Annotated in this window: 12 protein-coding genes; 4 read left to right on the top strand and 8 right to left on the bottom strand. The window is 61.2% G+C overall.

What is annotated here, in order from left to right; genetic code table 11:
* The first annotated feature begins 113 nt into the window (after positions 1-113).
* The gene (locus E5334_RS01940; RefSeq protein ID WP_136011913.1) at positions 114-1,298 is read left to right on the top strand and encodes an iron-containing alcohol dehydrogenase; all 1,185 of its coding nucleotides are present in this window, start codon (positions 114-116) and stop codon (positions 1,296-1,298) included.
* A gap of 57 nt (positions 1,299-1,355) precedes the next feature.
* Here the strand turns inward: E5334_RS01940 and E5334_RS01935 are convergent, their stop codons facing one another.
* Positions 1,356-1,742 carry a LysR family transcriptional regulator substrate-binding protein gene (locus E5334_RS01935; protein WP_167604255.1) on the bottom strand — a complete coding sequence of 129 codons (387 nt, stop codon included), beginning with the start codon at positions 1,740-1,742 and terminating at the stop codon, positions 1,356-1,358.
* A gap of 20 nt (positions 1,743-1,762) precedes the next feature.
* On the opposite strand from E5334_RS01935, the gene E5334_RS01930 reads away from it, so the two are divergent.
* Complete coding sequence (locus tag E5334_RS01930) at positions 1,763-2,242, top strand: MFS transporter (RefSeq protein WP_136011911.1); 480 nt, start codon at positions 1,763-1,765, stop codon at positions 2,240-2,242.
* Positions 2,243-2,303: 61 nt separating this feature from the next.
* On the opposite strand, the gene E5334_RS01925 is transcribed toward E5334_RS01930, so the two are convergent.
* From E5334_RS01925 to E5334_RS01915, 3 genes are read right to left on the bottom strand one after another with little or no spacing between them, the layout of a single operon-like run.
* On the bottom strand, positions 2,304-3,113 hold the full coding sequence (locus E5334_RS01925; protein WP_275438879.1) for a YaaA family protein: 810 nt from the start codon (positions 3,111-3,113) through the stop codon (positions 2,304-2,306).
* A gap of 15 nt (positions 3,114-3,128) precedes the next feature.
* Positions 3,129-3,557, bottom strand: a complete 429-nt coding sequence (gene pth2, locus E5334_RS01920; protein WP_136011910.1) for an aminoacyl-tRNA hydrolase — start codon at positions 3,555-3,557, stop codon at positions 3,129-3,131.
* A gap of 29 nt (positions 3,558-3,586) precedes the next feature.
* Complete coding sequence (locus E5334_RS01915) at positions 3,587-4,834, bottom strand: cation diffusion facilitator family transporter (protein ID WP_136011909.1); 1,248 nt, start codon at positions 4,832-4,834, stop codon at positions 3,587-3,589.
* A 217-nt stretch (positions 4,835-5,051) separates the two neighbouring features.
* Here E5334_RS01915 and E5334_RS01910 point away from each other — a divergent pair, with 217 nt between their 5' ends.
* Positions 5,052-5,318, top strand: coding sequence for a hypothetical protein (locus E5334_RS01910; RefSeq protein WP_136011908.1), 267 nt, complete (start codon positions 5,052-5,054; stop codon positions 5,316-5,318).
* Between the two features lie 352 nt (positions 5,319-5,670).
* The gene (locus tag E5334_RS01905; RefSeq protein ID WP_136011907.1) at positions 5,671-6,621 is read left to right on the top strand and encodes a ribokinase; all 951 of its coding nucleotides are present in this window, start codon (positions 5,671-5,673) and stop codon (positions 6,619-6,621) included.
* Positions 6,622-6,831: 210 nt separating this feature from the next.
* Here E5334_RS01905 and E5334_RS01900 read toward each other — a convergent pair whose 3' ends face one another.
* The 4 genes from E5334_RS01900 to ettA all read right to left on the bottom strand — a co-directional run bounded on the left by E5334_RS01900 (position 6,832) and on the right by ettA (position 14,727).
* Positions 6,832-9,090: an LPXTG cell wall anchor domain-containing protein gene (locus tag E5334_RS01900; protein ID WP_136011906.1), complete on the bottom strand. Its 2,259-nt coding sequence runs from the start codon at positions 9,088-9,090 to the stop codon at positions 6,832-6,834.
* Positions 9,087-11,714 (bottom strand): hypothetical protein, encoded by a 2,628-nt coding sequence (locus E5334_RS01895; RefSeq protein ID WP_136011905.1) that lies wholly within the window; start codon positions 11,712-11,714, stop codon positions 9,087-9,089. The genes E5334_RS01900 and E5334_RS01895 overlap by 4 nt, the downstream gene beginning before the upstream one ends.
* Positions 11,715-12,248: 534 nt before the next feature.
* Positions 12,249-12,668, bottom strand: coding sequence for a YjdF family protein (locus tag E5334_RS01890; protein ID WP_136011904.1), 420 nt, complete (start codon positions 12,666-12,668; stop codon positions 12,249-12,251).
* A 364-nt stretch (positions 12,669-13,032) separates the two neighbouring features.
* Positions 13,033-14,727 (bottom strand): energy-dependent translational throttle protein EttA, encoded by a 1,695-nt coding sequence (gene ettA / locus E5334_RS01885; protein ID WP_136011903.1) that lies wholly within the window; start codon positions 14,725-14,727, stop codon positions 13,033-13,035.
* Between the last annotated feature and the right edge of the window lie 81 nt (positions 14,728-14,808).

Here is a 14,808-nt window from a genome sequence, read left to right as displayed (position 1 = left end):
AGCGCGGTCGTTGCGGGTTACACTACTAGCAACCTTATAGCCAATGGTTGGCGCGGCCAACTGGGAGAGGCGAGGCCAAAGCGCGCGGATTCGCCTCGAAGAGAGGAGCTCCATTGAACGGGTTTGTCTACTCCATCCCTACCACTATTTACTTTGGTGACGATCAGTTTGACAAGTTGGGCGAGGTAGTGGCCTCCTACGGATCCTGCGTGCTTCTCACCTACGGCGGCGGCTCCATCAAGCGCACCGGCCTCTATGACCGCATTATGGGGCTGCTGCAGGCGCAAGGACTCTCGGTGATCGAGCTGGGCGGCATCGAGCCCAATCCGCGCATCGCCTCGGTGCGCAGGGGCGCCCAGATGTGCAAGGAAGGCAATGTCGACGTAGTGCTGGCCGTAGGCGGCGGCTCCACCATCGATTGCTCCAAGTTCATCTGCGCGGGCGCCAAGGCCGATCGCGACCCCTGGGACTGGTTTGCCGATAAAACCACGCCCATCGACGACGCGCTTCCGCTGGTCACCGTGCTTACCCTTGCGGCCACGGGCTCTGAGATGGACTCGGGCGGCGTGATCTCCAATCCTGAGACCCATCAGAAGGAAGGCCGCGGCGCAGCGTGCCTGCTGCCAAAAGCCAGCTTCTTAGATCCTCAGAACACCTATACGGTGCCACCGTTCCAGACGGCGGCCGGCTCGGCAGACATCATCAGCCACACCTGCGAGACCTACTTCTCCCAGGACAAGGACCTCTACTTCCTGGACACCTTCATGGAGGGCCTGCTGCGCACCGTCATCAAGTTCGCACCCATCGCCATGGCGGATCCCGCCAACGGGGAGGCCCGCGCCAACCTCATGTGGGCCAGCAGCTGGGCCATCAATGGCTTTGCCGACGGCGGCAAGACCCAAGCTTGGAGCGTGCACCCCATGGAGCATGAGCTCTCGGCGTTCTACGACATCACCCATGGCTTGGGCCTGGCCATCCTCACTCCTGCCTGGATGCGCTTCGTGCTGGCCAAAGACCCAGACGGCACGCTGCCCAAACTGGTGCAGTTCGCCCAGAACGTCTTTGGCATCACCGATCCTGCCCTGAGCGACCTGGAGCGCGCCAACGCCGGCATCGACGCCCTCCAGAGCTTCTTTGTGAACGACCTCAAGCTGGCACCCACTCTCACTGCCATCGATATAGATGACGAGCACTTCGAGCAAATGGCCGAGAAGGCCTGCCACAAGAACCCGGCCATCGCCGGGTTCGTGGACCTCACGCCCCAAGACATCGTAAAGATCTACAAGGCCTGCCAGTAGCACAAGGCCTGCCTCTAAAATCCGGCCGCGGCTCACCGCGCCGCTGCTCCGTACTACTTAGGCGAGCTCGGGCGCCCTATGGGCCTCGAGCTCGCGCACTAAGGCGATGGCCGGGGCAGAGAGCGTCTCCCAGCCCCTGTGGGCGATGCCAAAGACAAAGGGGTCCACGCCACAGATGGGAACCACCGCCGCGCCTGTCCCTGCTACAGAGCCCACCAGGTCGATAGTGAGGCAGATGCCCAATCCCGCCCCCACCATGGCCTTGGCGGTAGTGAAATCAGAGGTATAAAAGCGCACGTCGGGATGGACGTCTTTCTCGGCAAGGAGGGCGTCGGTGTTGGTGCCGCGCCGAGGATTGATCTGCACCATAGGCTCGCGGTCGAACTCCTCAATGGCGAGGGAGGCTCGGCGGGCGTAGGGGTGGTCGGCGGGGACCAGGGCCACATAGCCGCTATGGCTGCGACATCTCCTGCGTCTCCATCGCCACAGGCATCTTCACTATCGGCTGTTTGGCGGCACGCTTTTGCGGCGGCCGCCTTCCTCGCAGTGATCCTTGCCAGCCCCCTCACCCCTCAAGAGAGCGCCGAAGGCCCACGCTGCTCATCGTCCCCGGCTTCATCGCTTTGGGCGCCGGCATCTTTTTGATGGGGCTCTCTACCAACGGCATCGAGCTGCTGGCAGCGGCGGCTCTTATCCGCTATGGCCTGGGCGCCATCCAACCCACCGGCCTGGCCCTTTCCACCCAGTACCTAGGCAGGTCGCGCTACACCGTGGCCAACGCCACCTTCTACATGATGACCGACCTCGCCTGCGGCATCTCCCCCATCACCTTTGGGTTCGTGGTGCCCGTCCTGGGCTACCGAGGTCTCTTTTGCAGCCTTCTTGCGCTCTCGGCGGCAGGCATCGCCGGCTATATAGTGCTCCATCGCGCCCACAGGGTCTAACGGGACACATCGCCAGAACCAGCATAGGCCGCCAGTAAAGTCGCGCTCACTATATATGCAATCATTCTTGCGGCAAGCGCGAGAACACCAGTCGATGACTACCCGCCTGTGAGCGTTCCTCATCCAGTCGATAGCCGGCTTCCTCAAAACCGGAAAGCTCCCCTACCTCGCACACCTCATGCTCGGCGCACCAGCGCACAAACGTCCCGCGAGTTTCCTTGGCCGCAGTGGCGCGCTGCAGCCAGCGGCCGCCCTTCTCGGTGCCAAAGAGGCAAGTGACCACCTGGACACCGGCGTCCGCAAGCAGTTCAGACGTGCCAGAACCGCTGCATGCCGCCTTGGCGTACTCCTCGGAAGCCACGTTGACCAGCACGTCTGTGCCTTCTTGCACCAACGCCCAAGCCAGTCGGTCGCCCCAGTACTGATAAAGATTGCACACGGGCGCTCCCTGCCCGACGACGCACAGGGGCTCAGAGAACTTGGCGCCCATTTCCAGCCGATAAGGACAGACTCCGTCAAAGGGGCGCAACAGGCCGTAGAGTCCTGAGAGGATCCTCAGGTGATCCTGAAGGTAGTCTAGCTGCCGTTGAGTCATCACTGCCGGCGCCATACGGGCGTACTGGATGCCTTGATAGGCCAGGAGCGCGGGAGGCGATGCGGGCCCCGCGGGTTCCCAGGCCTCTAGGGTTGCGAGGCAGCGGGCCGTAAGCGCGTCAGAGGTGCGCCAGAGGCGCTGGAGTTTCTCGGCAGGAAGGGAGCGCAACAGCGAAGTAAGCGCTTGGGCATCGGAGGCGAAGCGCGGGGTGGTGACTGAGGGCAACGAGTCCTCGGCGACCATCTTTTTTGCGGGGGAGATGACAAGGCGCAGCATGGACGCGGGCGAGAGCTAGTAGAGGGGCAGGTCGCCGGTGAGGGGGTCTACCTGCTCGGGGAAGAGGGGCTCTAGGGCCAGGCAGGTGTAAGTGGGTTCGCCGTGGAACTCGGTGATGCCGGCGTCGCGCACCAACGAGACCAAAAAACCCTGGTCCATGGCCTGCTGGGCAATGTCTAGCAGGGCATCTTCCCCATCTACGTAGACGCACACCTTGGCCACGCCGGCGCCAAACCAGGCGGCCAAAGGAGATTCGTCATTGGGAGCAAAGCGAGGTTCGCCGTCTTCCTCCAACGCCACGCCGCGGCCATTGGCAGCGTGAGCAGCCAGCGCCTTAAGAGTGGCATCCACGCAGGCATGCCCTGCCTGAGCGGCGATCTTTCCCTTGCGCATCTTGAGGTCGCGGCGCATCACGATCATTTGCTTGGCCTTATAGGTAGCCATAGGGAGTCCTCCTGAAGGCAAGAAAAGCGTTACTCGGCGTAGTCTACGTCTACGTGGACAGTGTAGGTGTATTGGGGATGAAGTCGGGTGAGGTCGTCGATGATCTGCTGGCGAAACTCCTCCACGTTGGTGACGCCAAAATCGCGCACCACATCAAGGGTCACATGCCTCTTTGCATGGTCGACGTAGAGCGCATGCATGGACAGGGCGCCTGGATGGCGCATGACCTCGTCGTGGATGGACTGGTTGAAGGCGCGCCACTGCGGATCGTTGGGATCGGCGCCGTAGATGCCGCAGGTCAGGATGATGTGGTGCTTGTCAAAGACCTCTTTGGAGATGGCTCGGGAAAGCTTGTCTATCTCCTGCGCCGTAAGCTGGGCCGGCACCTCCAGGTGAATGGAGCCAATCATGGAGTTGGGACCATAAGAGTCGAGGTAGAGGTCATGGGCGCCAATGACAGGCTTGAAGGACTCCACCTCCTGGCGCACTTCCTTGGCCAGCGTGGGGTCGATACGCTCGCCCAGGATCTCGTTGATGATATTTGCCAACATATCCCAACCGGATTTGATGACCACAGCCGAGATGAACGCTGAGATCCATCCGTCCAACGTGATGTGCCAGATCATGGTGATGAACATGCCCACCAAGGTGGCGCCGGTGACCACCGCATCGAAGAGCGCGTCGATGCCCGAGGCGTCGAGGGCCTCCGATTGGGTCTCCTTGCCGCGCTTGCGGGTATAGAGCCCCAGCCAGATCTTCATGGCGATGGAGAGCACGATGACAATGACGGCCACCAGGTCGTAATGGGCCAGCTCCGGGTGAATCACCTTGAGGATGGAGTCGCGCATGGTGATGATGCCGGTGGCAAAGACTGCCGTGGCCACCAGCAATGCCGACAAGTACTCCACGCGCCCATAGCCCATGGGATGTTCCTTATCGGCAGGCTTGCCCGCCAGCTTCACGCCGATGATGGTGACGATGGAGGAGAGGGCGTCAGTAGCACTGTTCACTGCGTCCAACACGATAGGCAGCGAGTTGGCGATGAGGCCAATGACCGCCTTTGCCAAAGCCAACCCTACGTTAGCGATTATGCCCACAGTGCCCGTGCGAGTGATCACCTGGTTGCGATGTTGAATCTTTTGCTCCAATGTCATGGGCTGTGCGGCAGGTTGCGAAGGGGAGCTTGACTGCCCTGATGCGGCGTGTGTGGTGGATTGCGTCTGTCCCGCGTACTCGGTAGGCGCGGCGGCGTTGTGGGATGTGTTCTGTGATGTCATTAAATCGCCCCTGTTGATCTTTGCGCGCAGAGGTCTATACCCAACAAGAGCTGCAGGTTGAGGGGCAGGGGTTTCTCGGCAGCAAGAAACCAGAGGGGTTTGCGCAAACAGTGGGGTCAGAAGTTGCAAGGACTAGGAATCGCTTGGTTGGGCACACCTTAGACGCAGACAATTCGATCCGACGCCTTAAGGCGCCCGGCACAGAAAGGGGACTCCAATGTCTGAGCATATGGACGCAAAGAAGGCCGAGCAGACGCTGGTTGACGACGTTATCGCCGAGGGCAAGCTCGAGGACGAGACCCACTCCATGGAGGCCTCCATCAAGCCCAACTACAACATCGAGGACAAGTACAACGATCCTGAGGTTGGCAAGGCCATCGAGGGCGCCGAGGACGAGATCCTCCAGGAGCACATCACCGTTGGCACCGATGAGAACGGCCACCAATACGCCGAGGTCACCGAGGACGTCACTGGCGAGGAGTAACGTTTCTCTAAGGTTTTGTCTCTATAGGCCTTGCGCATACATGGAGAAAGTTCGAACGCCCCCACTGCATCTAATGATTCAGTGGGGGCGTTTTTTAGATGTCGCCTTAGCAAGCACAAGGCCTCACGGGTCGCTCTCTCTGAGCTGCGGGGCTCTCTCTAAGCATCACTCGCTTTCTGAACGTCGCTGTCGTTCTAAGCGGCGCCTTATTCTGCCTGCGCTCTCGTCTGTACAGGCGCCCGTCATGCGCGGGCGCCTCCCTGTTTGTCCTCCTGCCCTGCTGCCGAGAAACCCTCCGCGCCGCCACCTGGGTTAGAGTGAAGGCAAAGGCGACCGGCACGAAGGAGTGGCTATGGCAAAGCTCGTCGTATGTGGCAGTATGAACATGGACCTGAGCATCCAGGTGGACAGGATGCCTCAGGCAGGAGAAACCCTCACTGGTTCGAACTTTATGACCACTCCCGGCGGCAAGGGAGCCAACCAAGCAGTGGCCGCCTCGCGACTTGGAGCTCCAGTGAGCTTCATAGGCGAGGTGGGCGACGATGCCTTTGGCCGTGAGCTGCGCGCCATGCTGGAAGCCGATTCCATAGATACCCGCCACTTGGGTCACAGCACGCTTCCCACAGGCACGGCCATCATTGTTCGCTGCGATGCCGAGAACCGCATCATCCTTAACCCCGGCGCCAATGGCGGCTTTGGGCCAGACTTCGTGCGCGAAGCGTTGGAGTCGATGGCAGAGTCGGGCGATATGGCGCTCACTCAGTTTGAATGCGCCCCTGAGGCAGTCCGCACATTTATTTGCACCGGGCATGAACTGGGGCTTTACACCCTGGTGAACCCCGCGCCCGCAGCGCCCATGGACGCCGATCTTCTCTCCTGCTGCGACCTGGTGTGCCTTAATGAGACGGAGTGCGAGATCGTCTGCGGCATCCTGCCTATCTCGCTGGTGGACTGCGAGGCCGCTGCCGCAAAGCTTCATGAGGCGGGAGTGCGCCAGGTGGCGATCACGCTGGGCGAGCGTGGCGCCTATGGAAGCACTCCAGCTTCCGACGATTGGCTTCTCTCCTCTAACCTGCGCCCAACTGCGCCACTGGAACTCTCTGCTCGGCTTGTCGAGGCGCTTCCTGTCGAGGCAGTAGACACCACTGCGGCCGGCGACACCTTCTTGGGAGCGCTGGCGGCAGCTCGACTGGAAGGCGCGTCATTCTTTGATGCCCTCGCGTTTGCCACCCGAGCCTCTGCCCTGACGGTCACTCGACTTGGCGCCCAGGTGTCCATTCCATACCGAGAAGAGCTGGACTAGCGCTACGTTGGGCTTCATGCTTCTTCGGGGGCTTTTGCATACACGGAGACAATCGAGCGGCAGATTTCGTCCCATCAATAAAATCTGCCTAAGCCCCAGCTACCGCATCACAAACATGACTCCGTAAAAACAGCGCTGCCCTTTGGAGTGCCAAAAAAGAGCCTCTCGCTATAAGACGAGAGGCTCTGCAAGTGCTCTAAGCGCGGGCTTCTAGCTGCGCCTACGCTGCAGCACCACTCCGCTGCCGAGAAGCGCTGCCACTGCAAGCCCGATGATGCCGGGCAGCAGGGACTCGTCACCGGTCTTGGGGATGGCGACTTTACCTGCAGGGGCCACCGTCTTGCCATCCGGTGCGGGAAGCACGGCGCCGCCCTGGGTCACATCGGCGCCCACCGGATAGGCGACCGAGCTCTGTATCACAAGGTTGGAGCTGGCGAACTCGTCCCAAAGCTCGCTGCCGGAAGCCGGGTCGCCAGGCTTGGGCCCGCGGCTGTTGGGGTTGTTGGGCTTATCGGGATCGTCACCATCAGAAGGTTGGTTTTCCTTCCATTGAGACGGTTTATGGCCACCTAGATAGGCGACGTTGCCAATGTCGGCGCCTACACCCTCATGATTGACTCGGGCCTCAAAAGTGAGTTCCAGGTCGTGGCCGCCCCAGAGATGTCCGCCGTACACCGCCAGGGTACGGGTGGCTGGATCAAAGATGGCATCGGTGGGAGCATAGAGAGTGCCGCCCTGATCGCGCAAGTGCGCAGATCCTGCCACATAATCGAGACCTTGGGGCAGCTGATCGCGAAGGACCACCTCCATCCAACCAGCACCGGGCGTCAACGCCTTGGCTGTGAGGGTGTAGCGGATGATATCCCCCTCGTAGGTGGCGTCGGTATGGGAGAGGTTGGCAGCCTCTTTGGTGATTGCCATATCCTTGGAAGTGGCATCGGCCGGGATCACAGAGTCGGGCTCCACGGGAGCGCTGGAGGCCAGCGGCTCGTCGAAGAGAGCTGGGTCCACCGGAAGGCCAGGCTCTTCAGGCACCTGCGGCTTCGTGGGGTCTGAGGGACTGGATGGGTCATCCGGGTCTGTGGGGTTGGTTGGGTCGTCGGGGTCAGAGGGGTCGTCCGGGTTTGAGGGGTCGGGCTTCTCGGCAGGAAGGTCTGAGGGCAGCGTGCCGGTACCGTAAGCCTGATTGGCCAGGGGCTGCTCCAGTGCCTCGGGGTTCACCTGGCACTGGAAGGTGAGCGTGGCGCTGGTGCCGCCGGGAAGGCTGCCAAGGCTTAGAGCGATGGTATGGGAATCGGCGTGGTAGGCGCTGTCGGGGACTTGGTGGGTGGCGCCGGCGGCATCGGTAAGCTGGAGGGTGCCGGGGATGAAGGTGAGGCCGGAGGGCAGCGGATCGGAGACGGCAGCAAAGAGCAGGCTGGAGTTGGCTGCGCCGTTGTTGGTAAAGGTGCAGCTATAGGCCACCTTGTCGCCCACCTGCACGCCGGTAGCGTCAGGATGGGTGAGGTTCTTGAAACTCTTTGCCAGAGCGAGATCGTCCTTTTTGGGGTCGGCCGGTGAGACCTTCTCGCCGGGCTTGCCAGAGGGTGTAGCCGGACCGGCAATGGGAGTGTTAGGCGACTCAGGGGAAGCGGGAGCTTCGGGCGAGGTGGCGATGTTGTCCAGCACTTGGCCTGGGGCATCGTCGTTCACTCGACAGATAAAGGCCACCGTGGCGCTCTGGGGCGTCTGTTCTGTGGAGGCGATGATGTCTCCCATAAAGAACTTGAGCGTCTGCTGGCCGTTGGCTGCGGTGGCAACGCTGTACTGGCCGGAGGCAGGAGCATCGGCTGCGGCTGCCACCTGGGTGAGCTCGCCTGAGAAGGGAGCCAAGGTGTTGTTGTTGGTGAGGTGGACGGGTTTGTCGGCAGCGAGGGTGAGGCAGGCGGGCAGCTGGTCGGTGACCAGGGCGTCCTCCCAGACCGATCCCTCGCGCTCGTTGGAGGCCATGACCTGGTAGGCCAGCAGGTCGCCCGGCTGGGTGGGGCCGTCAGGATGGGTGAGGTTCACCACCTGCTTGTCCAGTTTGGGCGCAGGAGGGATGTCTGGAGCGGGGTCCACGGTGATGTCGTAGACAAAGTGGCTGGGCAGATAGGCGCCGTTGGCCTCTTGGGTAAGGTGCAGCTCGGTTTGACCCACAGCCTCGGGGTCCACGATGAGGTCGTAGGTGCCGTCGGCGTTTTGGATAGGGTTGCCGCTGTCATCTGCGCGCAGGTAGGCGCGCACGATGCCGCCATTGCTGTCGGTGAGGGTGAAGGCGCCTGAGCTGGGCGACTTGACCTTGAGCACTGCCTCGCCAGCGGGGCTGCCGTCATCGTTGTTGGCATGGTAGATGAGGTGCAGAGATCCGTGGCCGCTGATGGCCTCGGGATCGTTGACGCCCTCCACTGGGGTGAAGCTGCCGCCGTCGGGCAGACTGTCAGCGGTCACCTGGGGCTTGCTATGTGCACCTCAGCGCTGGGCACGCTGTCGTTTTCTGCAGGGTTGGTGCTCTCCAGGTAGTTGGCAGGGCCTTGATAGTCGGCGTCTGGTCGTAGGAATTGCACCGAGACCTCGTGCTTGTTGTCGCCGGTGGCCTTGGGCACCAGATAGTCGGAGTCAGCCGGCGTGAAGACGTAGTTGAAGACCGTAGTAGAGCCGCCCTTTCCGTTGGGCACCTCGGTGGCATTCTTGGGCATCAAGACTTTGGTGCCGGCCTTGGCAGCGCTGGCGCGCTTGAGGGCGGTCTTCTCGGCAACCTCGACCTCGGTGTCTTGGAAGAGGATGGGGATAGGGTCGCCTTGGGGCTCGTCGTCGATGAAGAGCTGGATGCGGCCGTGGGGAGCCTTGCAGGTGTCGGCGGTGTGGGTGCCGTCCTCAAAGACGCCGCCCTCGATCTCGCAGGTGACCTGCAGGGCCTTGCGGGAGTCGTGGGCGATATCGCCCTTTTGGCTGTCCTCCACCCAGGTAGCGTCCACCAGCTTGATGGAGGAAGGCACCGGCGAGATGTCGCACCAGCCGTAAGCCCGGTGGCCCCAATAGTTCTCGCGGAAGTCCTTGTACTCCGGAGCCGGGTTGTTGGAGTACTGGGTGGAGGTCATCACAAAGCGCATGACACCCACGTCGGAGGGCATCTGGTTGTTATCAGAGACCTCGGGGCCCAGAGGCTGGCCGCCTCGCTCGGTGAAGCGCTGATAGCGCCAATCCACCGCACGAGGGTCGTTGAGTGTCTTGGGCATGTCTTCTTTGGTGGTGATGGCATTGGGGTTGCCGTTCTCGTCGGTACCCCCTAGGTCGTAGGCCTCGAAGGGCAGTCCGTCATAGTATTTAGAAAGGTGATCCGTATAGGTCTTGGGCAGCTCGAAGTCGATGTAGCGCTTGAGGGTGTCCACCTGCCCAGGGTTGCGGAACAGCGGGTTGATCTTTTGGACTTTGCCCTCATCGTCGATGTAGGAGAGGTTCACCGTCACCTGCTCCTGGGTGGCAGATTTAGGCAGCCACAGGTAGAGCTTGCCGTTGTCGAACTGCTGAGGGGCGCCGTAGTTGTAGGGCTCGTTGGCCACCAGCAGCTCCCAGTCCCAAATGAGGTTGTTGCCGGCGGCCCCGTTGCCCTTGATCTCAGAGGACAGGTCGATGGTCACCATGAAGACCTTGTTGGGATCGTTGGGGTTGCCCGTGTTGTAGCCAGGCTCAAGGTAGTTGCTGTTTCCCCAGGCCGTGGAACCGATGCCCTGGAAGCGGGTGGCGGGGTCCGAGCAGCGCACCGAACCGCCGGTGATCTCCACATAGCCCTTGGAACCGCCGATCTCGGGGAAGACGCTATAGTCGCCGGTGTGGGCGCCGCCTCCGCCGCTGCCGGGAACAGGGATGAGAGTGCCTCCGGTCACTTTGATGGTCTTGCCCTTGTTGGAGGACCAGCAGGCGCTTCCAAACGCGCCGCCATGCCAGCCGCCCTGAGAATAGATGTAGCCGCCGTTGATGGTGATGTTGCCGGCGACGTTGGGGTTGTCTCCAGTGCATCGGGTGGTGCCGCGGCTGGGGATGGCGTTGGGCTGGCGGTCCCCCACAAAACCGTCGTGGCCGCTATGACCCGCACCAATGCCGGCGCCGTGGAGGCCGCCATAGGCGTGGATGGTACCGCCATTGAAGGTCATGACGGTAGCGGTGCCGTCTGCAGATCCCGCGGCGCCGATGCCTGCCGAGTAACTCGCAGCCCCTTCGCCGGAAGAGTCCCAGCCATAGGTACGCACGTCGAGGTTGCCGCCGTTGAACGTCATGGTGCCGCCGTTCTCAGCGGGGCTTCCCCCTATACCTGGGGCATAGCCGCCGCCCACAATGGAGAGGGTACCGGGATTTGGGCTGTCGAGCTCGGTAGAAGCGGTGCCGGCGGCAATCTCCTTGCCACCCACGAGCACCGCTGGCTCGACGACCTTCTCTCCTTCGACCTTGGCCTCGCCACCATTGGCAAGGCGGTTGTCCAGCTCGTCATCGATGGTGAGGACGGAGCCCTCGCCACAACGGATGCCTGCATTGTTGGTGGGGCTCGCCGTGGTAAGGCTGTTGGTGCTCCCGTCCTTGATCTTGAGGTAGAGAGAGGTGGGGTTCCTGATCTGGGAGCCGTCGGTCGCAGGCGCGCCTGTAGCCGTGTCGTTGATGTTGGTGATGAGGTTGATGGCAGGAAGCGAAGCGTTCTGGATGCGCACTCCCGCCAAGGTGATCTCACTGTGAACGCCGGGATTGATCTGAATGGTGGAGCTTGTGGGAGCGGGGGTCGAGAGGGTGAGGGGTGTAGAGGTCAGAACCGTGAGAACCGTGCCGCTATAGCTATAATCTGTGCCCGCGACGCCGCCGGTCACCTCGAAGGGGCCGGCTGCCTGCCGCGAACCGTCTGCGACGGAAGCCTGCTTGAGCTGGGTATCCTGGGATTCCAGCTTTTCCCTCAGCTGTCCTGCGTCCAGCTGCGCCTCTTTATCACGAGACGAATCGGCGGGTTGCTCCGGCTCGAATGCCAGATCGTCCTCCAGCTTCGTGGAACCTTCCATTTTTGCGGCAGCGTCTGTTTTCTCGGAATCCACCGATTTCACTTCTATGTTTGTAGGTGCATCTTCCGATGGCCCTACAGGTTGCGTTTCCTCTAGCGCTATCTCTGAATTCTGGGGACTCTCTGGAGCCAGCACTTGGGCATATGCTTGTATATTTGAATTTGCTAGTATCATTGTGATACTTAATATCACAACTAGTAAGTTCTTATACCATGATCCATTGCGCGCTGATTGCCTCATACTACACGCCCCTTAAGTGCATATTCTTGCCAGCTGATGAGGTTGGCTCATCTTCTCTACGAAGAGTGTGATGGCTATTACGTGTAGTTTGAATTGTAGCTGAAGTAACACGTTATCTAGGGAGTATCCCTTGGTTTTGTTACTAGGCGTATGGATACCACAGCTAGGGGCTTTTGCATACACGGAGACAATTCGAGACCCCGTCTGCATCTGGCGATGCATCCGAGGCCTCTCAGACGTCTCCTAAGTATGCAAAAGCCCCCACCGCAGCACCTACGTACTCGCAACACAGACCTCTCTCTATCTCGCATTCCCTCGCTTCACGGACTAATGGCCGCGCCTCTTCTCCTTGCGCGATTTGGCACGCTGTTCGAAACGAGCTTTCTTTTCGCTGGCATAGCGCTCTTTTCGCTTCCGCAACGATTCTTGCCTGAGCTCTTCTCGCTGCTCAGCCAGGGCTGCCTGCGCTTTCGTGCTCATGGGCGCCCGCTGAGCAGTCCGTGCTGCCTCGCGCTGACGGCGTTTTGGGTTTGCTGCCAAAGGCTTGGCAGCAGAAAGCTGTACACCGCCAAACGCGAGGGTTTGCCATTTTTCAATCACAAAATGCAAAACCTCTTCATTTGAAGGCTCTGCTCCAAACACAATGCGAGAAGCTCCAAGACGCCCGTCTTCAACATGCTCGATGATACCCACCCAAAATTGCCCATCATGGAATAAGGTCAGGGTGGATGACACGCTGATCCGCATGGCTTGTTCCTCCTTTATGTAGACACACCATGCAGAGAAGGGACAACCAAGGAGGCAGGTTACTGATACGGCGCCTGTGCCGTACGCCCTCGACTACCCGACGGGGACTGTGTTTTCATCTCTGATGCTTCGAGTATAACGCAGAAAACCGCAGACGCCTGAGCAAGACAGGCAGCCAAGACTCGCTGCGTGACTCTGGATCGCAAGCCTTCAAGCTGCGGCAATGGCGCTTAAGGGCGGTTTGCATGCTAAGGAGGCTTTTTGAGAAGGCCCGGGTGCATCGCCAGATGCACCCGGGCCTTCGATTGCCTCCGTGTATGCAAACCGCCCATTGCCCCAAAGCCCAAGCTTTAGGACACACGCCTTAGTCGCGGGTGAGCTTGCGGTGGATGCGGTGGGGCTTGGATAGATCAGGACCCAGGCGCTTCTCGCGATCCTTCTGGTAGGCCTCGAAGTTACCCTCGAACCAGTGCCAGTGGCCGGGGTTCTCATCGGTGCCTTCCCAGGCAAGGATGTGGGTGGCCACGCGGTCCAAGAACATGCGGTCGTGGGAGATCACCACCGAGCATCCGGGGAAGTCCAAAAGCGCCGCCTCTAGGCTGGAGAGCGTTTCCACGTCCAGGTCGTTGGTGGGCTCGTCCAAAAGCAGCAGGTTTCCGCCCTGCTTCAAGGTGAGGGCCAGGTTCAGGCGGTTGCGCTCGCCGCCGGAGAGCACACCGGCCTTCTTCTGCTGGTCGGGACCTTTGAAGCCAAAGGCCGCCACATAGGCGCGGCTGGGGACCTCGGTCTCGCCCACGGTGATGAAGTCGTTGCCGTCGGAGACCACTTCCCAGACTGTCTTGTTAGGATCGATGCCGGCGCGGTTCTGGTCCACATAGGAGAGTTTGACGCTCTCGCCCAGCTCCACCGAGCCCGCATCAGGCGACTCTAGGCCAACGATGGTCTTGAACAGGGTGGTCTTGCCAACGCCGTTAGGGCCGATGACACCCACGATGCCGTTTCTCGGCAAGGTGAAAGAGAGGTCGTCGATAAGGACGCGGCGCTCGCCGGAAGGATCATCGAAACCCTTCTCCAGGTGCTCCACCTCGAGGACCTTGGCGCCCAGGCGCGGGCCCACGGGTATCTGGATCTCGGCGAAGTCCAGCTTCTTGGCGCTTCTGGCCTCGGCCTCCATCTGCTCGTAGCGCTCCAGACGGGCCTTGTTCTTGGTGAGGCGGGCGCTGGGGCTGGAGCGCACCCATTCCAGCTCGGCGGCCATGCGCTTGGCCAGGCGTGCCTGCTGCTGGCCCTGGGCGGCCAGGCGGCGCTCCTTGGTCTCCAGGTAGGTGGAGTAGTTACCCTCGTAGGGATAGAGGGTGCCGCGGTCCACCTCGCAGATCCACTGGGCCACATGATCCAGGAAGTAGCGGTCGTGGGTGACGGCCATGACGGCGCCGGGGTAGTTTTGCAGGAAATGCTCCAGCCACAGGACGCTCTCGGCGTCTAGGTGGTTGGTAGGCTCGTCCAACAGCAGCAGGTCGGGGGCCTCCAGCAGCAGGCGGCAGAGAGCCACGCGACGGCGCTCGCCGCCGGAGAGCACAGAGACCGGGGTATCGGGGTCCGGACACTGAAGCGCGTCCATGGCCTGGGAGAGCTGGGAGTCCAAGTCCCAACCGTTGGCAGCGTCGATCTGGTCTTGGAGGGTGCCCATCTCGGCCATCAGGGCGTCGAAGTCTGCATCGGGCTGGGCCATCTCGTTGCCGATCTCGTTGAACCGGTCGATCTTCGCCAGCAGCGGGCCAAAGGCCTGGCGGATGTTCTCCAGCACCGTGGCGTCTTCGTCCAGCTCAGGCTCTTGGTCCAGCATGCCCACGCTGTAGCCGGGGGCCAGGCGGGCCTCGCCGTTTGAGATGTCCTCTTTGCCTGCCATGACCTTGAGCAGGGTGGACTTGCCCATGCCGTTAGGGCCCACCACGCCGATCTTGGCGCCCGGGAAAAAGCCCATGGTGACGTCGTCCAAGATCACCTTGTCGCCGGCGGTCTTGCGCACGTCGTGCATCTGGTAGACAAACTCTGCCATATTGGCTCCTTAACACCTGACTCTATGCGGGATTATCAACCTCCCATCATGCCCTAGGAAGCCGTGCCTTCCCAAAAAATC

The organism is Muricaecibacterium torontonense (genome assembly GCF_004793925.1).
Classification (GTDB): Bacteria; Actinomycetota; Coriobacteriia; order Coriobacteriales; family Atopobiaceae; genus Leptogranulimonas; species Leptogranulimonas caecicola.
The sequence above is the reverse complement of the archived record's forward strand: the minus strand, read 5'-3'. Positions and strand labels throughout refer to the sequence as shown.